This window comes from Acinetobacter legionensis (assembly GCF_048552295.1).
Lineage (GTDB): Bacteria > Pseudomonadota > Gammaproteobacteria > Pseudomonadales > Moraxellaceae > Acinetobacter.
Map to the genome: position 1 here is coordinate 1 of NZ_JBIMCW010000036.1, position 21,993 is coordinate 21,993.

The window sequence follows — 21,993 nt, forward strand, 5'->3', positions numbered from 1 at the left end:
AACTACCGCTGCGTTGTATATGGTGGGCGCTGACGGGATCGAACCGCCGACATTCTGCTTGTAAGGCAGACGCTCTACCAACTGAGCTAAGCGCCCTAAACTAGAAAAAATAAAAAACTATTTAAATTCTAATTAGGTATTACATCTTACTACAAAATCATTGTAAAGTGGCGCAGCGGACGGGACTCGAACCCGCGACCCTCGGCGTGACAGGCCGATATTCTAACCAACTGAACTACCGCTGCACTTTTAACAATAAAATTGCTATACATACGATGATTGAATTTAAGTGGCGCAGCGGACGGGACTCGAACCCGCGACCCTCGGCGTGACAGGCCGATATTCTAACCAACTGAACTACCGCTGCACTAAAAAATTCAACGTTAAAGCTTGGTGGGCGCTGACGGGATCGAACCGCCGACATTCTGCTTGTAAGGCAGACGCTCTACCAACTGAGCTAAGCGCCCTAACGACTTCATCGTTTGTGAGGTGCATTATAGAGAATCTTTACTGAGTGTCAAACGCTTTTCTCGATGTTTTACCTATTTTAGGTTTGAGTGATTAAAAAATAGATCATTTTTGTTTTAATTGGTGTTTTTTGTTTATTATTTATCTATTTATAAAGTTTTAAAACCTGTATTTAAATAAATTTAGCTGATCATTTAATCACTATTTTAATCGTATTATTCATTTCATCTAGACTTAATAAGATTTTCAGTAATTAAAAATACCGAATAAAGGCTATTCGGATTTATCCACTTCATTCAGATTTTTTATAGTAAGTTTTGGTTCAGGACGTAACCAAAGCCAGATAGCCACAATTAACATGGTCACATCGGTAAAAATTTTCACAGCCAATGGCGCATTGGTGAATAACATAATCACCCCACTGATCAACATCATAATACTGGCGATCCACTTTGCTTTACGTGGTACTGTGCCATTTTCACGCCATGCACGAAGCGTTGCACCATATTTGGGATGATTGAGTAACCAAGCATCCACCTGTGGCCAACCTTTTGATGCCGCCCAAGCTGCCAAGATGAGGAAAACTGTCGTTGGCATTCCCGGTAATATTGCCCCGATAAACCCGAGTACAATAAAAACAATCACCAATGTTCGCCAAAACAAAACTTTCATAGATTAACTCAATCTGCCCATTCGACTAGTATACCGCCCAAATGATTTTGCCAGTATATTTTAAATCAATTGAAATCATTGTATTTTAAAATCACGATGTTCATCATTTCCAATACAGTCAAATTGAGCTTGCATGTATATCTACTTATTTGCTTGAATCTCAATACACTAAAAACCTTTTCTTTAAAAATAAACTGAGTGAGTCCTCAGCTTAGGACAGCATACAATGACAGACTACTTTGAGCCTTGGTTAAAGTACAAACACCCTATTGTTCGTCAATTGGCTTTTTGCATTGCCAGTCCCAATATTATTCAGCATCTGCCTGATGAATTAGAAATTAAAAATCGTTTTGAAGTACACGACACAGCGTTTTGGCAACAACAATATATAGATTTTCAAACGCGCTTAGATCAACTCGATCACGACCCCATCCCCCTCATTGAATTTTTGCAACAACTCAAAAGTACACGTTTAGGGTTACGTTTTGAATATTTATTTTGGTTCTGGTTGCAAGATGAAGCCAATCAACATTATCAACTCATTCAGCATAGTATCCAAATCATTGAAGCAAAGAATACATTAGGCGAAATTGATTTCCTTGTTCGTAATCAGGCCACAAAACAGATCGAGCATTGGGAAGTTGCTTTAAAGTACTATTTAGGCGAATCAAACTTACAATTAATGCATTGGTATGGTCTAAACCGTAGTGACACTCTTTTACGAAAACTTAATCATTTCTCAAAAAAACAATTTCAATTTACACAGGCTTTAGATTTTAAAATTGAAAAGAGGCTGGCTATAATGAAAGGACAACTTTATTTGCCAAATCTTGCAGACCTTACTGTACTTCCCTCATGGATCAATACTCAACATCGATTGGGACAGTGGGGTCATCATATTGAAACAGGGTATTATCGGTTACAGCGGCATGAATGGATTTGTCCAGATCTAGAGCAAAGCTCACCTGTTGCACAATGGTGGTGTAATGGCTTATATCACAACACAAGTACCCTACAATTTTATATGTACCGCCAAGCCCCCTCTGGTATTTTCTTTTGACATAAATGCTTAATTATTCACGTTTCTTATACATGGATTAACGAATTCACTCATAAAAGCATAACGATATATTTACGAGATACTCGTATACTAAAATTCTAATTAACGCGTGAAACACGGAGATAGTAATGAAAAAAATTTTAGCAGTTTCAATGTTATTCGCTTTTGTTTTAGCTGGTTGCAACACATTTAAAGGTGTTGGCAAGGATGTCTCTAAAGCGGGGGATGCTGTATCGAATTCTGCAGAAAAAGTTGAAAATAAATTGTAATTCTCAATTTTATTCTACAACATGAGCCTTATCTAATTAGATAAGGCTTTTTAATGCTGATTTAAATAGTTTTCTACTTTCTCTCGTTTTTAGGTTTTCATTCGGTTTTATCTTCCTCTATTATATTATTCAATTTACTTACTTGATCAATGTCCATGAATCATTCGGATACTTTAGAACTGAGTTTACAACTTCTTCGCCAGCCTTCTGTGACACCTATAGATCACACTTGCCAAACCATTATGGCAGATCGTCTATCTGCTATCGGCTTTAATATTGAAAATATGCGTTTTGAGGATGTTGATAATCTTTGGGCAAGACGCGGAACAGCATCTCCAGTTTTCTGTTTTGCAGGTCATACCGATGTGGTACCTACAGGGCATCTAGATGCATGGGAGTCTGATCCATTCTTACCTGAAATTCGAGATGGTAAACTTTATGGTCGTGGTAGTGCTGATATGAAAACAGCATTGGCCGCAATGGTGGTTGCATCAGAACGTTTTGTGAAAAATCATCCCAACCATAAAGGTTCTATTGCTTTTTTAATTACTTCTGATGAAGAAGGCCCTTCTATCAATGGTACGGTTAAAGTAGTTGAAACTTTAGAAGCACGTAATGAAAAAATGACATGGTGTCTGGTAGGTGAGCCTTCAAGTACAGATACGTTGGGGGATATAGTAAAAAATGGTCGTCGTGGCTCATTAAATGCAGTATTAACTGTAAAAGGTAAGCAAGGTCATGTTGCCTATCCACATTTAGCCATTAACCCAATTCATACTGCATCAAAAGCCTTATCTGAATTATGTGATACTGTTTGGGACAATGGCAATGAGTATTTCCCAGCAACTTCTTTTCAGATTTCCAATATTCAAGCAGGTACTGGAGCAACCAATGTTGTACCTGGCAGCATGACAGTAACCTTTAACTTCCGTTATTCTACTGAAGTTACTGCGGATCACCTTAAACGACGCGTTGTTGAAATTCTAAATCTTCATAATGTTGAATATGATATTGAATGGACTTTATCAGGTTTGCCGTTCTTAACTCCAGTTGGCGAGTTGGTCAATGCTGCACAAACTGCAATTAAGAACGTGACAGGAACAGAGACCAAACTATCAACCAGTGGTGGGACTTCTGATGGACGTTTTATTGCGCCTACAGGTGCTCAAGTGCTAGAGTTAGGTGTTTTGAATGCAACTATTCACCAAATTAATGAACATGTAAACATTGATGAATTAGAGCCATTAGCTGAGATCTACGAACAAATCTTAGTCGAATTACTTGCTTAAGTTTTATAATTTTCAATCAATAAAAAGGACGCAAACGCGTCCTTTTTATTGATATTCTTTGGAGTTATGACAGATTAAGTCTTCTTTATCCCAATCTGTAACTGAATTTGATCTAGATCTGGCACATGATAAGTCTGATCACCAATTTTCACATACTGTAAAATAGTTTTATCTTTAACTGTATCCTCTGCATCGACTACTTCAGAAATACGTAACCGTATCGAACTTGGCATTTCATTGCACATCAAGGCAAAACGCTCATCTGCGTCTTCCCCTTCAATGATCAATGCGACACCCAGTGTCTTTTTAGGATCATTCACACTAAAAGTCGGTAACTTCTTTTCATGCCATTCTACGACATTAACATAGGTCGGACTATTCTGAGCAGAAAGCACCACATTTTGTGGTAACAACATCGGTGCTTTATCATAACAATCAATAATATATGCATCAATAAATCCAGTAGACACCGTAATTAAGTGCTGTAATTCTCGTGTGCTAATTTTATCAATGGAAGATTTTTCGATATTCTTTATCATGAGTGCTCCTATTTAACCGTCAACAAAGCATCAATATTTTCCAATAAATCAGCTTCTTGGAATGGTTTACCCATATAATTTGTCACCCCTAAGCTAAATGCACGTTCACGATGTTTTTCCCCTGTTCGTGACGTAATCATAATAATAGGCAAATCGCGGTGAATTTCATGGTGGCGAACCAAATTTGTGACTTCAAAGCCATCCATTCGAGGCATTTCAATATCCAGCAACATCAAGTCTGGTTTGACATTTTCAAGTTGCTCAATCGCATCCACGCCATCTTTGGCAGTAATCACATCGAAACCTTGACGCTCTAGCAAACGTGAAGTGACCTTACGAACTGTAACTGAGTCATCCACAATCATAATCAAACGGCGTTGATCACGATGACGTTGTTTGTCCTGTTGAAGATGTTCAGCACTACTACGAGTAGATGCCTGAACCTGTCGTGCAATATTTTGCCCATCAAGAATCAAACAAACCTGCCCATCACCAAGAATGGTTGCACCTGCAATCGCATTGATTGTTGCAAACTGCTTACCAATTGGTTTGACCACAATTTGTGAGCGTGAACCAATTAATTGATCGACAAGAATGGCAATGGATTGCCCTAAGCTTCCCTTGATCAGCAATACCGGTAATGAATGTGCAAGCCCGTGTAAACGTGGAGTGACTTGACTCGCTGTGAACTCACCTAAATAACGTAGTTTATAGCTCTGGAAATCGATGTCAAAATAGTCATTTTGAGTTTCAAAATACTCTTCCAAAGCAGCTGGAGAAATTCGAACAATACGATCAATTTGCGATAATGGCACTGCAAATTGCTGATCACCCACTTTCACCATCAAGGCATCACTAACCGCAACTGTTGTGGGTACAGTAATTGTAAAGGTTGAGCCGTAACCTAATTCAGAACTGACACTCACTTGTCCACCAAGTGATTTAATTTCACTTTGCACGACATCCAAGCCAACACCACGACCAGAGATTTGTGTTACTTGCTGTGCTGTACTGAAACCAGGATGGAAAATAAACTGAAGTATTTCCTCAGGCTCTAACTGTTGATCAGTTTTGATCAACCCTTTTTCGATCGCTTTGTCACGAATAACTTTTGGATCAATTCCTTTACCATCATCTTTAAACGATACAAGCACATCTGTACCTTGACGACTAATATTCAAATCAATTCGACCTGTCAACGCTTTGCCAGATTTCTGACGCTGTTCGGCATCTTCTATCCCGTGGTCAATCGCATTACGTAGCATATGTTCTAACGGCGAAACTAACTTTTCCAGAATATTGCGGTCCAATTCCCCTTCAGTATTATTGACTAAAAGCTCAGTGGGCTTATTAACTGTTGAAGAGGTCTGGCGAACCAAGCGCTGTAATCGAGGTAACAATCTTGAGAATGGTACAAGACGAGTACGCATCAAGCTTTCCTGAATTTCAGCTTGAATACGAGATTGCTGCAGCAATAAGCCTTCAGTATCACGAATCTTTTCAGCCAGTGTGGTCTTAAAATCAACCAAGTCAGATGCAGATTCAGCCAGCGATTTTGATAACTGATTTAGAGATGAATATTGATCCATTTCTAAAGGGTCAAAATCGGCATAACGAGAGCTTAAATCACCATGTTTTGCAATGATTTGACTTTCCAACTCGCCTTCCATTCGGCGTAGCTGATCAGCCAAACGTTGGATTGCCAACTCCATATCAGTCAAGGTATTACCTAACTGCCCTAGATCCATCTCAATACGTGAACGGTTAATTGCATTCTCACCAGAAAGATCAATCATTTTTTCGACTAAATCCGCAGAGATACGGATCATCTCATTGTTGGATTCAGTTTTTTGTGAAAGATCCCATTCACCCAACATTGACGGTGGCTCAGTGCCATCCCCCTGAACAAACTCATTAATTGATTGCTCAAAAATTAAATTGGTACGGGATAATTTTTCTGGAAGCTGTGCAGATACATCAACATATTCAATGCTATTTAAACTCGATTTTAAGCTTTCAAAGTTGTCATAATCATGTTTAAAAATAGCTGTATCTAGCCAATGAAAGGTTTTTTCCAGCAAGCCATCATAAACATTTGAGTTAAAATTATGTAAACCAAATTGTTCAAATGCATTTTCCAACTCGTAAGCAATATCCGCGACTTCTTCCAATTTCACCATCTTCGCACCACCTTTTAAGCTGTGTGCAATACGTTGTAATTGGAGTAAGAAGCTACGATTACTTCGGTGATCAAACCATTGAGTTAAAATGCTTAGACCTTCATCAATCAGCTCTCGAGCCTCTTCAATAAAAGTTTCTTGAGCAATCATTTCAACAGGATCCAAATTCAGATCTTGATCAATATCTAAAAACAAGTGATGATCATTAATTGCTGATTGATGATCTTTATCAGATTGTTCAATTTCAAGCTGTTCCGATATTGGATCGTTCGTTAAAACAATTTCATCTTCAATATATTCAACTTCATGCAAATCTGATAAATCATGGGTAAATTGCGATTCAAGTGCTGTTGAAGCTTGGCTCGTGTCAATCGGACGTTGCTGATCAATATTTTGTAAAACATTGAGAATGTGAGTCGCAGGATAATCGATTGCTTTTTCACGAATCAATTGAATACGATCTGCCACATCATCCTGAATTAAACGAATAGATTGAATAAGATGTGGTTCAGCTTTGAGCTGACCTTTGATCACTCGTTCATAAATCGTTTCTAACTCATGTGCAATCAAACCAATAAAGGTGGCTTGAACCATATTTGCCCCACCTTTTAAGGTATGCAAATAACGCATCAAATTATTTAATGCAGTTGTGTCATCAGGATGGCTTGACCAAGTATTTAAGTCATGATCCATCCCAACCAACAACTCATCCGCTTCTTCAATAAAAATGTCTAAGACATCTGCATCAAATTCACGCTGACTATGCTCTGAGTCAATATTCTGTTTATCAAGATTAATTTGTGTCAGTACATAATTACCCACTGATTCAACAGGATTTACTTCAATGAATACTGTACTTGACTGTTGCTCAATTTCCGGCTCTATACTTGTTTCAATAGTCTGATCATCAATACTTGTGTCTATTTCTTGGTGTAAATAGTCATGTAACTCAGCCAGAATCGCTTGTGTTGAATCATTTAAGCTGACCCGTTGGCCTGAGGCCAAGGTGTCGAATAAATGAATAAATTCTTGATGCGCCTTAGAAAACATTTCAAAAGCATAATCAGTATTTAATAAATCAGGCTTGCGAATAACTTGCTCATAGCCATCTTTTAAAGCCAGACTAAAATCATGGATGCCTTGTGCAGCACGATTATTAGTATGATCAATCAGCATCTGTGCTTGTTGTGTTAGCTGTTGGAAATATGCTGGATATTCAACTTGGGCTCGCTTATCAAACTCAAACTCGGCATCTAACAGTAGATCAATCTCCAGATCAACTAATTGTGTGACTAACCCCGTTTGTGAATGCTGATATTGGTGTTGGAAATCATAACGCTCCCAAGCATCATTAAATTTTTGATATATAGTTTTCAGCTCAATGGCTTGATTACCTTTCAGCTTTAAAACATAGAGATAGTCACTGACAAATTCAGCATAGTAGGTTAGTAAAGCATTTTCATTTTTTGAAGATTCAGTATCTTCTTGAACCAATACTTTAAATAAATGCTCTACTTTACCACTTGCTTCAAAGACCTCATTGACATGCGCCATTGAAGAACTACCACGCAAAGTATGTAAGGCACGAATCAAGCGATTATATTGATCAGGCGTATGTTCTTCTAAGTGCAAAAAGTCTTTAATTGCCGCCAGATGTTCCTCTGACTCTTCGACAAAAATCTCCAAGGTTTCAGATGTTAAACTATCATCTAAAATCGTCGATTCAAGCACTACATCTTCAACAGTATTTAAGGAACCACTTACAACTGGATCAATCACATGCGGAGTTGTCATAGAGATTAGGTCTGCTATTACCGTATCTTCGCCAATCTCCAACCCCGTAATGACATTTTCATTATCTAGTGTATTTGATAATGCCAGTAACTCGCCTAAAGCAGGTTCTAAGCTTTGTTTCTGTTGTAATTGTTGCCCCAAATACACCAAAGGTGCTAAAGCTAAATGATGCGGTTTTCTATTTAAAAACTCTGAATACAGTTTAAACTTATAAATATTAAATACTGCGCGTACATATTGTTGAATCTCAGCAGTAAGTTCCAGATTTTTCGTAATAGTACGATTTAATGTATCTTCAACAGTCCAAGCAAGCTCACCAGAACGTTTAGCCCCCACCATGCGTCCAGACCCTTTAAGAGTATGAAAATAACGGCGAATATTGACCAATTCTGTATCTTTAAACTCTTCGAGTTGCCAGCGATCAAGAGACGTTTGTAACAATTCAAAAATTTCTTCGAGTTCTTCTACAAAAATTTCTAAAATTTCATCATCCTGACCAAGATACTCATCTTCAGGTAAAGTGACATGTTCCACTAAATGTTTTAATATTTCTTTCATAGCTCAGGCTTCTATGTTAGTTCCCGTCTTTGGGACTAAAACCTTTCAAAATACAGTCAATCTGAATGGCTTTAGAAGGCTTTCCATTCAGTGCAATACCCACTTGTTACAGGAGATATTGCACGTATAAAGTATCAATCGTTTTAGTCAGGTAATTTAAAGTCTGAAACTGATTGACGTAATGAATCCGCCATACTTGCCAATTCAGAAACCGAACGGGCTGTATCAAACGTTGCCCCTGTAGTTTGTGAAGTAATTTCTTGTACGACATTCATCGTATTTGCAATATGACCTGCTGAAGCAGACTGCAATTTAGCCGACTCAGAAATACTTTCAATCAAACCAGCCAAATTACTTGATACCGTTTGAATTTCACCCAAAGCAACGCCCGCATCTTTTGCAAGGTTCGCACCACGCACAACTTCCGATGTGGTTTGTTCCATTGAAATTACAGCTTCGTTGGTATCGGTCTGAATGGTTTTAACCAGCGTTTCAATCTGTTTCGTTGCAGATGCTGAACGTTCAGCAAGGCGCTGTACCTCATCCGCAACCACAGCGAAACCACGTCCCGCTTCACCAGCCATAGATGCCTGAATTGCTGCATTCAATGCCAGAATGTTGGTTTGGTCGGCAATATCATTAATTAGCGATACAATGTTACCAATCTCTTGAGAAGATTCACCCAAACGTTTAATACGCTTAGAAGTTTCTTGAATCTGTTCACGAATGGTATCCATACCTTCGATTGAGCGGTTTACCACATCTGCACCATTGGATGCAATTTGTACTGAACGCTGTGCTACTTCTGCTGATTCAGCCGCATTTGCAGATACGTGGTCAATGGACTGTGCAATTTCATTAATCGCTGTTGATGCCCCTGCAATCTCTTGAGCCTGATGCTCAGAGGCTTCAGCCAATTGGTTAGTAATCTGTTGCGTATTCTGAGTATATTGTGCAACTTCTTGAGAAGTATCGTTAATTCGAGATACCAGATCACGTAATTGGTCAATCGCAAAGTTAATCGAATCGGCAATAGCACCCGTAAAGTCTTCCGATACTGTTGCATACGAACTTAAATCACCATCTGCCAAATCGGCAATTTCATCAAGTAAACGTAAAATCGCATTCTGGTTACGGTCATACTCATCTTGTAAGCGTGTTACACGGACTTTATCCGACTCACTACGTAAACCGAGTAGTTTAAATACTGCAAATAAAAATGGGACGAGGGCAAGGATTAAAATCAATGCAGGTAAAATCGTACCCACACCAGTATTCACTGAAAGTCGATCCAAACCTTTTAATAAATTATCCGATTGAGCAAAGATGTCTGACGATGCTTGACGTACTTTAAAAATCTGATCCGAGTTCTTCAATACAGAAGTCGAAGCAAGTTGCACAATTTCATTGTAATCAGCTTTAATACTCTCTAAAGACTCGCGTAGTTCAGGTTTATCAATACGTGTTACACCTAAATCAGCACTACCATCTAATTGAGCATTTAAGTAGGTACCAAAAGTTTCGGTATCCGCATTAAAGTCGTCAGCTGAAGCACGTGTATTATCAGAACCACCTAGTACTGAACCAATAGAACGTAAAATACGTTCCGCAAGAAATACTTGGTTCTTCGCGATGACAACCTGGGTACTTGGCATATTATCACGAGCCATCTGGTCAACCATTGCGTTATATTCAGCCTGCATCCCAGGAATCACATCAGCAACAGCAATGTTGGTATCATATAATTGGTTAATAATTTTCTGATGTGTCGCGATCATGTCGATATCAGCAGAAACTTGTTGCCAAATTTTTTCAACACCCTCTACTTGTTTTGAAGACGCATGAATATCTTTGACGACATCTAAGTTTTCTTTAAATTTCTTTTGTGATGTAACTAAAGCACTAATTGATTCTGCTGAACCAGATGCCGTCGCTTCAGTTGCTTGACGAGATAATGTCTGTGATAAAAGTTTTAATTCACCCAAACTACGAGTTAAGTCGTTATTTCGAGGAACTGTATAGAATAAAACCAAAAGCAAAATAATCGCAACGATGATACTGGCAATGGCCATTTGAATAAATGGCTTAGATTTGTCGCTTTCCCCAAACAACTTTGCAAATTCATCAATTTTTGATTTGGTTTTGGTTACTACACCTGAACTACTTTTTTGAGCAGTATCCCCTGTATTTTTCTTCTTTAGTTTAAAGCCCATTCAGCTTCTCCCGATTCGCTTAACTCTTAATTAGGCGTCAAAGCTAGTTTATAAATTTTTCTGATGCATTCATGTATTGAGGATCATTTAACAAACGACTAAATAAGAATATATTCCAAGCTTGATTATGCTGCTGAAAATATCCCTGACAGTAAGTTTGAAGGTTTTCTTCTAATTCATTGTTTTTAGAAAAAAAACCTTTTTTATTAAAATGTTGAATCCCCAAAACCTGATCTACGATCAGCCCAACATAGTGGTCATTATGACTAATACATAAGACTTTTTGAGTAGGTAGAAATTGGCTTCTATGCCCCGTTAAATAAAAAGCCAAATCAGAAACTGATAATAATCGTCCGCGAATATTTGCTAAACCTTTCACCCAACCTTGAACATTAGGAACAGGTGTATATTTTGGCGGATAAATAACTTCTGAAACCTCACCCAAAGGAGCAACAAAATATTGCCCCATCATTTCAAATGCAATGCCTGACCATCGGTTTACTTCATTTTCATTGTCAGCGTAATTTTTATTTCCTCGCTTAGACAATCGAAGTAATTCGATAAATCCATTTGCTGCCATACACTACCCTGCTTGTAGATGTTGCTTAATCGTATTGATCAGCTGATTCTCATCAATTGGCTTTGTTAAGTAGTCACAAGCCCCTTGACGTTTTCCCCAAACGCGGTCGGTTTCTTGATCTTTAGTACTTACAATCACAATCGGAATATGCTTGGTGGCCGCACCGCGCGCGATCTGACGAGTCGCTTGGAAACCATTTACACCTGGCATAACAACATCCATTAAAACAAGATCAGGCAATTCAGCTTGCGCGAGTGTTATACCATCTGCCCCATTGGTCGCTTCAATCACCTCGAATCCATGTTTAGCTAGAATTTCTTTAAATCTAAACATTTCTGTCGGTGAATCATCAACTATTAAAATTTTTGTCATTATTTCCCCCAAATTAACCGTTAAGCAGTTACATGATTGCGAATAGCATTTAATAGTTCATCTTTACTAAATGGTTTTGTTAAATATTCGTCCGAACCGACAACACGACCTTTTGCTTGATCAAACAGGCCATCTTTACTTGATAACATGATGACTGGAATATTTTGATAATTTTGAGAATTTTTAATCAAAGCGCAGGTTTGATAGCCATCAAGACGAGGCATCATGATATCGACAAAAACAATATCTGGATTTGCTTCAGCAATTTTAGATAAAGCTTCAAAACCGTCTACAGCAGTGACAACCTCACAACCTTCTCTTTGTAATAATGTTTCAGCAGTACGACGAATAGTTTTAGAATCATCGATCACCATGACTTTTAAATTTTGAAATTTATCGTCCATTTAATGCCCCTTTCCGTAAGCTTGGAATGAATTGTGCTGTACAGATTTATTTTTACAATTAAGCATGTTTTTTTAACATATATTAACTCACTTTATCAATGAGCATTTCTTGTCGGAAATCTCACTTCAAACAGTAAAACACAGCAAAGCTCACATAAAAAAAAATATTATGCTTTTTTTTAGAAGTTAATTGTTTATTAAAATTTTGTAACCACATAAAATGGCCAAAGATAGTTTCAAAATCATATAACTTACATTGATTTTTTGGGGATGGCAGACTTTAAATGGATAGAATAATCTATTACCAAAATTTAGGTTCAAAAATAAAAAAAATATTCAGTATTTTGCTCTCAGTTTGCTTACTCATTTACACGTTATCGGTCTATGCTGATACACCTCCGGCTAAGGCAGTATGGTATAGGTATTATGATAAAAATGGGGTTGCTAACATCAGCACATCGGTTACACCGGCACACATTAAAAATGGTTATGAAGCACTTGATCGCAATATGCAAGTCATCAAACGCAACCAAGCTTATAATGTCGAAAAAGATTTGCAACAATCGACTTCACGCGCATCTGAAGTACGTAAGTTAGAACAAGATGCACGTTTAAAGCGTGCTTATGGCAACTCATCTGTTGCAATCAACAAAAGAAATGAACTTCTAAACAGTCTAAAACAACAAATAGCACTTCAAAACCAAACACTTAAACAGCTTCAAAGTGCAAGAATTATACTTAAACGACAGGAAATGGAATATTATCGCAAAGGAAATACCGTCCCTGTAACACTTAAAGATCGGATCAAATACAACTCAGAAAATATCGAAAAAACAAAAAATTATATCGAAAACCTACAAAACAACTATCGCTCTACACAAACACACTATGATGATATTATTAACCGCCTCAAAAAGCTTGAATAATCACCTTTTAATTAAAAGTTTTTCAGCTTTATTATTAAATAAATCTTAACAAAAAATCTAAACTTTGAGAACAGCCACCCGCAATGTTGGATGCTTTTAAGTTAAAAGCAAAGTCAGATCACATCGATAGCGTAAGAATATAAAGTTTTCAATTTAAACAATCATTAAAAATGTTCAGCTTATTTTTTTATCGTATTTTTTTATCGTATAATCCTTTTTTAAATCTAAAAATTTTAGGACAGTTTCCATGCGCGCGAGTCGCTTTTTATTTGCAACGTTAAGAGAAACCCCAAATGATGCTGAAGTCATTTCACATCAGCTCATGTTACGTGCTGGGATGATCCGTAAATTGGCTTCAGGTTTATACACTTGGCTGCCAATGGGTGTGCGTGTGCTCAATAAAGTTGAAGCGATTGTTCGTGAGGAAATGAATCGTGCAGGCTCTTTGGAAACATTAATGCCCGTAACACAACCAGCTTCGCTATGGGAGGAATCTGGTCGTTATGTACAATATGGTCCAGAACTGCTGCGTTTTAAAGACCGTCATAGCAATGATTTTGTATTAGGTCCTACACATGAGGAAGTCATCACGGATTTAGCTCGTAATGAATTAAAAAGTTATAAACAACTTCCGATGAATTTTTATCAAATTCAAACTAAATTCCGTGATGAAATTCGTCCACGTTTCGGCGTAATGCGTTCTCGTGAATTTATTATGAAAGATGCCTATTCTTTTCATGTCGATCAAGCCTCGTTACAAGAAACTTATGATGTCATGTATGACACATATTGCCGAATTTTCACACGCTTAGGTTTAAATTTTCGCCCTGTTCAAGCTGACACTGGCTCCATTGGTGGTTCAGGTTCACATGAGTTTCATGTACTTGCTTCAAGTGGCGAAGACGATATCGCCTTTTCAACAGTATCGGACTATGCGGCCAATGTTGAAATGGCTGAAGCAGTATTGACTGGTGAGCGTGCTGAACCAACTCAAGATCTAAAAATTGTAGATACACCAAATAAAAAAACAATTGCTGACGTTTCTGTATTTTTAAATACAGATCCAGCTCAATCTGTAAAAGCCTTACTTGTACAAGGTGTTGTTGATGAAAAGGGCCATGTCCCAGTTATCGCGTTATTCTTACGTGGCGACCACGAGCTTAATGAAATTAAAGCTGAAAAGCATCCACTCATTGCTGCACCTTTAACATTTGCAACAGATGCTCAACTGAATGCTCTAGGTTTAACCGCAGGATTCTGTGGTCCACAAGGACTCGTAGATAAAGGTTTAACTGTAATTGTTGACCGTGCAGCCTCAGTACTTTCTGATTTTGTTGCTGGTGCCAATGAAGTTGATAAACATGCAACTGGAATAAATTGGGAGCGTGATGCAAAATTTACAGAAGTTTTTGACTTACGTAATGTGGTTGAAGGTGATCCCTCTCCAGATGGTCAAGGAACAATTTTAATTAAACGAGGTATTGAAGTTGGTCATATTTTCCAATTAGGTACAAAATATTCTGAAGCATTAGGTTGTAAAGTTTTAGGTGATGATGGCAAACCTTTAGTCGTGACGATGGGGTGTTACGGGATTGGTGTAACACGTGTAGTCGCTTCAGCAATAGAACAAAACTTTGATGAGAAAGGTATTATTTGGCCATCTGCGATTGCACCCTTTGAAGTTGCAATTGTTCCAATGAATGCTCAAAAATCTCCACGTACACTTGAGGCTGCTGAAATACTTTATGCTGAATTACAGGCTGCAGGCTACGATGTTTTACTCGATGATCGTAATGAACGTCCAGGCGTTAAATTCTCTGACTTAGAGTTAACGGGTATTCCTCACCGTATTGTCATTGGTGAAAAAGGCTTAGATGCTGGTACTTTCGAATATAAAGGTCGTAGAGATGCAGAATCTATAAATCTAAGTAAAGATGAGTTATTGGCTAAATTAGTAAAATAGTTTTTTCAATAGTATTAAAAAACTCACTGCATGCGGGTTTTTTAATACTTTACTATTTATAAAACATTATTACAGCCCATTAATTTTTACTTTTAAATCTGTAACGGATGTCCCGATTGCCCCAAAGTTCCCCATCGAGCCATTTTGCAAACCATTAAAAGCTCCTGCTGCACTTGCTCCACTTGTTCCCATAATCATCTGATTGATTCCAAGATCAAACTTACTCGATTCACCTGTATTACCAAATACAAAACCTGTTGGTTCAACACCAGCATAGAAACCTTTTAATGAAAAACCATTGGTTTTATCTGTTCCTGTTAACTGGAAATTAAAATTTGCACCAATATCACTATCATCCGATAAAAGTGTAATAGCACAGCCTGTTCCCGTACCACAAATTGATTGAATTGCCCCACCAAATACAATCATACGTCCTTGAGGTGCATTTCCAAGCTGCAAATTAATCGATGGTTTAGCTGCAGTAAAGTTAATATCAAAACCGTTGTCCATTTTTAAAAATTTAATGACATCTGACTTTTCACTGGTTCCTGTAAAAATAGATTGAGATCCTGTAGGCCCAGAAGATGAATTCGCACCAACCAAGTAAAGTGCAAATGGTGAAACTTTAATACCCGAAATATTGCTTGCAAAGCTCATTCCTATATTGGCAAAAGGTTTACCACTTATTCCACTATCTGTGTCCATGACAATATTCATGGTTGGGGTATTTGAAGCCCCAAGAAAAGTAATATTAACGCTTTGGTCAGCAACAGTAGTTGCACTTTTACCCGCAAGAACTAGGGATGCTTTATTGGCATCATTCACAGTCGAACCAAATCCATCACGATCAATGATTGACAGTTGATTCAGTTGAACCTTACTCAGATTTATACCAACATTAATTCCATCTTGCCCTGTTGTTTGGGAAAGACTTTGATCATCCATAGGTTCCATTGCCATCGCAACTGGACTTAGTATCAATAATGATATACATCCTAGCTTTCTATTTTTTTTCATTATCCTAATCCTTAGGAAAATTTATATACTGCCTACCACGTCACAGTCTAATCAGAAATTCTTTATGATAAAAGCATAACCCGACCAATAACGCATTAGTTGCGTGGAATAATGTTGAATTCACTGGTTAAACGACCACCTGTCAACGCCATTTCACCTAAACGCGCACCTGAAACCAAAGCACCATTCATTGAAGGTGGATAAAAGTTTAAATCTCTCGCTCTAAATACACCATCAACCGATTGTGTTGGATTAAATTGTAAACTTGCATTAAATCCAACCTGACCATTCCCAGTGGTTGAGTTTTTGCTGATCACAATCGCATTGTTAAAACGAATATCGCCTGTCAAGTTATCTAAACCAAGTGTAGAACCATTTGCTGGATCACTAATTTGAATTGTATTATTTGTAGTTGCCAATTTTAAATCGCCGACCACAGTTAAACGATTTCCTGTTCCATCTGCTTTAATTTCACTATTTGGAATAAGTGACAAATCCATATCACCACCAAAGCGAAGTTTTAGACCAAATAGCACATCATCACTTTTGGCGAAATTATTAGAATCTGAAACACGCTTATTTCCACAAGCTACACTTGCTGTCGCAATACCACCAGCACATGATGCATATGTGGTTCCAGGCAAATAACCTGCTGCCACTTCTGCCGCCATTACCACCAGCATGTTTTTTAAACTTAAATTTAAACTTCCATTCTCAACGCCTATGCTGCCATTCCCTTTCAGCAACATATCAATGTTTCTTAAGCCTAAATAATAGTCCCTAGAAGTACCTGCTATAGGAACACCAGCATCATTTTTCACCTGACCACCATCAATCACCAGAATAGATGTGGTTTTATTGCCAAGCTTAGTTGTCCCATTTTTATCCACACCGTCCGTACTAAGACCTAAAGAAAATCCAAGTCGAGAGGTTTGAGTACCAGCTGTTGCTGCTACACTGTTTTTAGTACCATCAGTTAAGTAGTAATAGGCTTTATCAGCATCAACTGTTGTACCATACATCGCTAAATTAGCATTTAAGTTATAAAATGGTAAAGCCAGCCCCCATCGATTATTTAGACCGTTCTCGGTAAATAAATTCCCCGCGGCAACACCAGCAGTAGTAGTAAATCGTCCTCGTCTGGAGATGGCTTGGAACTCTCCACCACGGATTGAAGCTACCACAGCATAAGGACGATTAGCTGCCGATAGAGTCGTATAAATATCTTGTTTATAATCATTCAAACTAGTTAAAGCTTGACCATTACCAAAACTTGAATTTTGAAAGGTTGCATTTACAGGTATGGTGACTTGCTTAGAATCAGTTAGGTTTAAAAAAATATTTCCCGTATCAAAAGAAGCACGAGTTCCTTTTTGTAAACCTGTTAAATTACCAAACTCGAAGCCATAACTATTTAATCCTGCACCACCAATTTCCAAAGTTGTTGCATCTCCACCGCCAGTCAGCATAGTATCGCCCTCTTTGGTGAAATCCGTCTTCATACGAAAGGCGATACCTGAACTACCAACGATATCTTTTCCTGTATCTGTACCACTCGAATTAACAGCAGAACCAATTAAACTACTGGCATTTTGCACACCACGAAATTGGAGTGAGCCATTCACCATACGCCCACTTGCACCTACGCGAATCAGTCCTTTTGCTCCCGTTGGCGTATTATAATTATCTACATCATAAAGAGAGGTAGGATTTATTCCTTTATTATTCACCATAATTTCAAGGTTTAGTCCGGCATTTGTTGTAGAACTTCCGTTTCCATAACTACCTGTATTAATAAAACCTGCTTTTGATGAAGCTGGATCAACCACTCGTGTTAAATCCACATAGCCATAATTAGTATCGGGTGCCTGACTTGCACCTGCTATATTGCTTCCAGAATTCGTTTGTAATTTAAAACCTTCAGCGGCATCTATAAATGCAAAGCCTTTACCTTTAAAATTAAAATTAAAGTTTTTTAGAATTAGTTGATTTAACTCACTTTTTGCACTACTCTGCCCCAAATAGATGTTGGCATTTTGAAGTCCTAAAGTCAGCTCAACCTGATCTGTTTTACTTAAAAGGCCATTGCTGGTTTTTAATCCAATACTTGTATTTGACGCCGTTTGTACCGCTAAATTGCCCAGTTTTGCACTACAACGTGCTCCACTTGGATCACTATCACAAACACGAAATGAATCGACAGTCATAAGCATAGGAGAGAGGGATAAATCTAAATTCACTCCAGTTTTTCCTGCAACAGTCCCTATATTAAGCTTCATATCGGCTTTTAATGGATCTGTAGAAGTATTGCTCTGTTGTATTTTAACCGTATCTGCTGTTGCAATAAGCGCTTGACTGGTTGCATCTGATTCTGCGCGACCGACCTGATCTGTCCAATATAATGTTTTAATATTGGCTTCTTTTAAGCTTGCCTCAATATGTACACCATCTTGACCATTTACGTTTCTTAAATCACTATCATCTAAAGCTTGCAACGCATAAGCTGGTATATGTATAGCCAACAAGCTCAAAGCTAATGTATTTAAAATAAATCTTTTTCCATGGTCTTGTTTTTTTATGTTCATTCCTAAACCCTCAGATTTACTTTATCTTAGCAACGCTTGTTACTCGTAGAATTACAACTAAACATCATGATTTTACCTTGCAATGCCAAATTTCCATTCATACGCATGCCCATAAAACCGGTTTCGTTACCTTGGTCATAAGTGGAGTTGGCTGCAGTCGTTGCATCATAGATGGTCTTTTTTAAATAGCCGTACTTATCGGCTGTTGCTCCAGAAGAGTTTTCAGTGACTGTTCCATTTGCATTGGTCTGGCTTGTGAACTCATCCTTTTCAATCGATAATGCATTAAAACCAAAGTTTCGAATTTGAATTGGATTTGTTGCATCAAAACCCAGCTGAATTGCAGGTTTAATCCATGGTGTCCCAGCAGCGTCAATACCTCTGTAGACTAAGTCCACACCATCTAATCCAAGTTTCTGAATATTAATCGTACCTTGAATTCCTTTAAATACCACCCACAGTTTATTGCCACTGACACTGTTTGCAGCGCCACCAGCATCTACATATCTATTGTTTACTGAAAGTGCTAAGCGGCAAAACTCTAATTTTGCGCACACCCCACCAGTATCACTATCGAACTTATAAGCATTTCCAGTAGCGTAATATGAGTCACTTGCATTAACCTGATTCAACACCAATTTTAAAGATAAATCTGCGCCAGCTTGCCCCTCAACCTGTTGCAAATCGGAATCAGTTAAAGCTTCCATAGCGGCCAAATGAAAACTTACCAAACTGGTTAAAATAAGAAGCACACTTTTTTTCATCATATTTCTCCTTATCTTATAAGCCTTTGGTGGTTATTTTCATATGCTGAATCAGCATTCCATCAATTAAGGCTGAACCTAAATTATTCAAGGGTGTCCCTGGTATATTTGGTGTTTGAGCCATGTTATTGTTTAATATTGTCGCCCCTGTAATTCCATTACCCGATCCTATAAAATTATCAACTGTTGTATTTGAAGCTGTACGCCAAGCTGCACCATTTAAATTTGTATCAGACCAAGTACGGTTCGCTGTAGTAGCATTTATTTCAGTTGTATTCGGGTTTGGATTTGGAAAATTATTACAAGAGTTGCTTGCACCAAAACCTGTACCACAAGCTGTTGCATCATTTGGCTTAGTCTGCGATCCAGTTAATGAATTAACCCAGTTAGAACCATTGTTATATTGCCACTGAGTTAATGTTCCAGATGTTGATGTGACATTACTACATCCAAAAATACCAGTAGTAGAACATCGACTATTCTGAAGCCATGTTTGACTTTGTAATTGACGCTGAGCATATCTTATTTCATTAGTTGTTAATGTATTTGAAACAGTACTTGACTTTACTAAATTGCCAAAAGACACCCCTACAGCATCTGCTCCTGTATATGCTTTTAAAGTTTTTCCACCATCATCACTATAAACAGTTCCGATACTAATACTACTGTGGGTTGCATTGTTGCCTTGATAGCCTGAGATAGTTGAAGTACCACATTGGTAAATATTACAAGTTGAACCCAAATAGGATGAATCGGCTCCAGTATAATCCGTATAAATCTTTTTATAGATCGACTCTTTATTTGGAATACGTGCAATTTCCAAACTAAAATTCTTACCATCAGATCCTAAAATTAAAGGCTGATACAAAGAACCTAAAACCAAGTTGGTATTTAAATTATAAATAAAAATACCTTCGTCTTTTGCAAATGTTGGTGCTTTTGCATTTCCAGAAGTATCTAATGCTGGTGTGTACAGTAAATTAGTATCTGTTGTTTCTTGAGTGCTTAAACGTAACACTCTATTTTGATATTCTGCGGGTAAATCCCAACTACGTGTTAACGTTTTCGAATCAGTGCGTGTTCGTTTTTGAACTATATATTGACACCCAACACCAGAACCATTACTAATCGCTCCTGTACCACTGTTACCACAATTCCCTGTTGAAGATGTACTTAATGTCGAATTTGCTCCTGCATGGAGAGTATTAGTAGAAATTGCACTCATACTTTCAGATGCAATGTCTGTTGTTTTTAATTTCAAATTAGCAGCATCACCACTATTTAAACGGATTACACCAGCCAAACCCAAAGTTTTATTATAAAATGGACTCAAACCACCAGTATTAGTTGCACCATCTAAAGTTTGAAATAACTGAATTTTACTACCATTTAAACTAAAGTTATTCCAAATTGCTTGCAACCGAATCCGATTTTCTCGATTTGTTATTTCGGTTCCATTACCTCGAGTGCCTGTACTTGTTCCATATTGGAACTGGTTTGGATCACCATCTTTTTTGTTTGGATTTCGGACAAAAGCATCTGCCCACATCCCTAGTTTAAGCTTATAAGCATCTGAACCCTCGGCATCCAATGTTCCAGTCTCAAAAGCAGGTGCTTCTAAAGCTAAATAAGTGACTTTGCCTGTGTCCGTATTTTTTGAGCCACCTGCAATATCTGGCGTAAATGTTGGCACGGCATCCATCGTATCTACTTTCAAAATCCAAGGATTAGTTGCAGTTCCCCAGCTTTTGATTGCATTAATTGCTGTTGCAACACCTGAAGTATTTTTAAGCATTCCCACCCGTTCATTGATATCATTTGGATCTGCATCATTGGCTTTAGAAAGTGCTAAACCGTATAAAAATAAATCCGCTTTTCCTACAGCCAAATCACCAGAATCAATGCTGTTATTTTTATTAGTGTCTGCGGCCGTAAGACTTAATGGTCCAACAGGAATATAGTTAATAGATCCCGTATCTTTAGTTCGATCTAATAATTGTGTAGCTGTTTCATTAACACCAACGCCACGAAAAACCATATAAGCATCTTGAGGAAGTAAGGCAATCCCTTCACCCGTTGTATTACTTAACTTTTCATCTGACATTTCTTCAAGTGCGAAGCAAGATTGACTGATCAATAAGCCAATAAAACTCGCTAAAACGGTTTTATGAAATTTTACCGTATAATTGAGTGTAGTCATCCACGACCTTCCTGTGTTATACGATGCTCCGCACCATATTTTATTTTATTTCTTAAATTTTCACTTCAACTGTATAAAATTATCTTCCCTTGTTCATACAGTTTTGTTATCTATATCACATTTTATATTATGCAATATTT

At 37.7% G+C, this 21,993-nt stretch carries 16 protein-coding genes and 4 tRNA genes; 5 read left to right on the forward strand and 15 right to left on the reverse strand.

Features of this window, described 5'->3' with window-relative positions; all coding sequences use genetic code 11:
* Positions 1 to 20: 20 nt before the first annotated feature.
* The 5 genes from ACG916_RS19320 to ACG916_RS19340 all read right to left on the reverse strand — a co-directional run bounded on the left by ACG916_RS19320 (position 21) and on the right by ACG916_RS19340 (position 1,140).
* Positions 21 to 96: transfer RNA gene (locus tag ACG916_RS19320), tRNA-Val, on the reverse strand.
* A gap of 72 nt (positions 97 to 168) precedes the next feature.
* Positions 169 to 245, reverse strand: a tRNA-Asp gene (locus ACG916_RS19325).
* A gap of 45 nt (positions 246 to 290) precedes the next feature.
* Positions 291 to 367: transfer RNA gene (locus ACG916_RS19330), tRNA-Asp, on the reverse strand.
* Between the two features lie 24 nt (positions 368 to 391).
* Positions 392 to 467, reverse strand: a tRNA-Val gene (locus ACG916_RS19335).
* 274 nt (positions 468 to 741) lie between these two features.
* Positions 742 to 1,140: a YbaN family protein gene (locus tag ACG916_RS19340; RefSeq protein WP_336954645.1), complete on the reverse strand. Its 399-nt coding sequence runs from the start codon at positions 1,138 to 1,140 to the stop codon at positions 742 to 744.
* Positions 1,141 to 1,366: 226 nt separating this feature from the next.
* Between ACG916_RS19340 and ACG916_RS19345 the strand changes: the two genes are divergently transcribed.
* From ACG916_RS19345 to dapE, 3 genes are all read left to right on the forward strand, one after another.
* A complete protein-coding gene (locus ACG916_RS19345) occupies positions 1,367 to 2,200 on the forward strand; it encodes a DUF1853 family protein (protein WP_419329193.1) in 834 nt (277 codons plus the stop codon).
* Between the two features lie 128 nt (positions 2,201 to 2,328).
* Positions 2,329 to 2,469 (forward strand): entericidin A/B family lipoprotein, encoded by a 141-nt coding sequence (locus tag ACG916_RS19350; RefSeq protein ID WP_336954649.1) that lies wholly within the window; start codon positions 2,329 to 2,331, stop codon positions 2,467 to 2,469.
* A 155-nt stretch (positions 2,470 to 2,624) separates the two neighbouring features.
* Positions 2,625 to 3,758, forward strand: coding sequence for a succinyl-diaminopimelate desuccinylase (gene dapE / locus ACG916_RS19355; protein WP_419329191.1), 1,134 nt, complete (start codon positions 2,625 to 2,627; stop codon positions 3,756 to 3,758).
* A 74-nt stretch (positions 3,759 to 3,832) separates the two neighbouring features.
* Here the strand turns inward: dapE and ACG916_RS19360 are convergent, their stop codons facing one another.
* From ACG916_RS19360 to pilG, 6 genes are all read right to left on the reverse strand, one after another.
* Positions 3,833 to 4,297 (reverse strand): hypothetical protein, encoded by a 465-nt coding sequence (locus ACG916_RS19360; protein WP_419329189.1) that lies wholly within the window; start codon positions 4,295 to 4,297, stop codon positions 3,833 to 3,835.
* Between the two features lie 8 nt (positions 4,298 to 4,305).
* Positions 4,306 to 8,829 (reverse strand): hybrid sensor histidine kinase/response regulator, encoded by a 4,524-nt coding sequence (locus ACG916_RS19365; protein WP_419329187.1) that lies wholly within the window; start codon positions 8,827 to 8,829, stop codon positions 4,306 to 4,308.
* Between the two features lie 143 nt (positions 8,830 to 8,972).
* A complete protein-coding gene (locus tag ACG916_RS19370; RefSeq protein WP_419330730.1) occupies positions 8,973 to 11,042 on the reverse strand; it encodes a methyl-accepting chemotaxis protein in 2,070 nt (689 codons plus the stop codon).
* Positions 11,043 to 11,085: 43 nt separating this feature from the next.
* Positions 11,086 to 11,622 (reverse strand): chemotaxis protein CheW, encoded by a 537-nt coding sequence (locus ACG916_RS19375; protein ID WP_336954656.1) that lies wholly within the window; start codon positions 11,620 to 11,622, stop codon positions 11,086 to 11,088.
* A 3-nt stretch (positions 11,623 to 11,625) separates the two neighbouring features.
* Complete coding sequence (locus tag ACG916_RS19380; RefSeq protein ID WP_336954657.1) at positions 11,626 to 11,994, reverse strand: response regulator; 369 nt, start codon at positions 11,992 to 11,994, stop codon at positions 11,626 to 11,628.
* 20 nt (positions 11,995 to 12,014) lie between these two features.
* The gene (gene pilG / locus ACG916_RS19385; protein ID WP_004723803.1) at positions 12,015 to 12,398 is read right to left on the reverse strand and encodes a twitching motility response regulator PilG; all 384 of its coding nucleotides are present in this window, start codon (positions 12,396 to 12,398) and stop codon (positions 12,015 to 12,017) included.
* A 284-nt stretch (positions 12,399 to 12,682) separates the two neighbouring features.
* On the opposite strand from pilG, the gene ACG916_RS19390 reads away from it, so the two are divergent.
* Together ACG916_RS19390 and ACG916_RS19395 are read left to right on the forward strand one after the other, a co-directional pair.
* Positions 12,683 to 13,324, forward strand: coding sequence for a hypothetical protein (locus ACG916_RS19390; protein WP_336954658.1), 642 nt, complete (start codon positions 12,683 to 12,685; stop codon positions 13,322 to 13,324).
* A 247-nt stretch (positions 13,325 to 13,571) separates the two neighbouring features.
* Entirely contained in the window at positions 13,572 to 15,287 is a 1,716-nt protein-coding gene (locus ACG916_RS19395) for a proline--tRNA ligase (RefSeq protein ID WP_336954659.1), read from the forward strand.
* Between the two features lie 69 nt (positions 15,288 to 15,356).
* On the opposite strand, the gene ACG916_RS19400 is transcribed toward ACG916_RS19395, so the two are convergent.
* The 4 genes from ACG916_RS19400 to ACG916_RS19415 all read right to left on the reverse strand — a co-directional run bounded on the left by ACG916_RS19400 (position 15,357) and on the right by ACG916_RS19415 (position 21,853).
* On the reverse strand, positions 15,357 to 16,304 hold the full coding sequence (locus ACG916_RS19400; protein WP_336954661.1) for a DUF6160 family protein: 948 nt from the start codon (positions 16,302 to 16,304) through the stop codon (positions 15,357 to 15,359).
* A 95-nt stretch (positions 16,305 to 16,399) separates the two neighbouring features.
* Positions 16,400 to 18,889 carry a DUF6160 family protein gene (locus ACG916_RS19405; protein ID WP_336954662.1) on the reverse strand — a complete coding sequence of 830 codons (2,490 nt, stop codon included), beginning with the start codon at positions 18,887 to 18,889 and terminating at the stop codon, positions 16,400 to 16,402.
* Positions 18,890 to 18,915: 26 nt separating this feature from the next.
* A complete protein-coding gene (locus ACG916_RS19410; protein ID WP_336954663.1) occupies positions 18,916 to 19,653 on the reverse strand; it encodes a hypothetical protein in 738 nt (245 codons plus the stop codon).
* 16 nt (positions 19,654 to 19,669) lie between these two features.
* Complete coding sequence (locus ACG916_RS19415; protein WP_419329185.1) at positions 19,670 to 21,853, reverse strand: hypothetical protein; 2,184 nt, start codon at positions 21,851 to 21,853, stop codon at positions 19,670 to 19,672.
* Positions 21,854 to 21,993: the final 140 nt, after the last annotated feature.

What these genes read in the sequence shown, in the direction of transcription:
- pilG (WP_004723803.1), bottom strand. Translation starts at nt 12,398, where the DNA reads ATGGACGATAAATTTCAAAATTTAAAAGTCATGGTGATCGATGATTCT.
- ACG916_RS19415 (WP_419329185.1), bottom strand. Translation starts at nt 21,853, where the DNA reads ATGACTACACTCAATTATACGGTAAAATTTCATAAAACCGTTTTAGCG.
- ACG916_RS19340 (WP_336954645.1), bottom strand. Translation starts at nt 1,140, where the DNA reads ATGAAAGTTTTGTTTTGGCGAACATTGGTGATTGTTTTTATTGTACTC.
- ACG916_RS19405 (WP_336954662.1), bottom strand. Translation starts at nt 18,889, where the DNA reads ATGAACATAAAAAAACAAGACCATGGAAAAAGATTTATTTTAAATACA.
- ACG916_RS19350 (WP_336954649.1), top strand. Translation starts at nt 2,329, where the DNA reads ATGAAAAAAATTTTAGCAGTTTCAATGTTATTCGCTTTTGTTTTAGCT.
- ACG916_RS19375 (WP_336954656.1), bottom strand. Translation starts at nt 11,622, where the DNA reads ATGGCAGCAAATGGATTTATCGAATTACTTCGATTGTCTAAGCGAGGA.
- ACG916_RS19380 (WP_336954657.1), bottom strand. Translation starts at nt 11,994, where the DNA reads ATGACAAAAATTTTAATAGTTGATGATTCACCGACAGAAATGTTTAGA.
- ACG916_RS19370 (WP_419330730.1), bottom strand. Translation starts at nt 11,042, where the DNA reads ATGGGCTTTAAACTAAAGAAGAAAAATACAGGGGATACTGCTCAAAAA.
- ACG916_RS19345 (WP_419329193.1), top strand. Translation starts at nt 1,367, where the DNA reads ATGACAGACTACTTTGAGCCTTGGTTAAAGTACAAACACCCTATTGTT.
- ACG916_RS19360 (WP_419329189.1), bottom strand. Translation starts at nt 4,297, where the DNA reads ATGATAAAGAATATCGAAAAATCTTCCATTGATAAAATTAGCACACGA.
- ACG916_RS19390 (WP_336954658.1), top strand. Translation starts at nt 12,683, where the DNA reads ATGGATAGAATAATCTATTACCAAAATTTAGGTTCAAAAATAAAAAAA.
- ACG916_RS19400 (WP_336954661.1), bottom strand. Translation starts at nt 16,304, where the DNA reads ATGAAAAAAAATAGAAAGCTAGGATGTATATCATTATTGATACTAAGT.
- ACG916_RS19410 (WP_336954663.1), bottom strand. Translation starts at nt 19,653, where the DNA reads ATGAAAAAAAGTGTGCTTCTTATTTTAACCAGTTTGGTAAGTTTTCAT.
- ACG916_RS19395 (WP_336954659.1), top strand. Translation starts at nt 13,572, where the DNA reads ATGCGCGCGAGTCGCTTTTTATTTGCAACGTTAAGAGAAACCCCAAAT.
- ACG916_RS19365 (WP_419329187.1), bottom strand. Translation starts at nt 8,829, where the DNA reads ATGAAAGAAATATTAAAACATTTAGTGGAACATGTCACTTTACCTGAA.
- dapE (WP_419329191.1), top strand. Translation starts at nt 2,625, where the DNA reads ATGAATCATTCGGATACTTTAGAACTGAGTTTACAACTTCTTCGCCAG.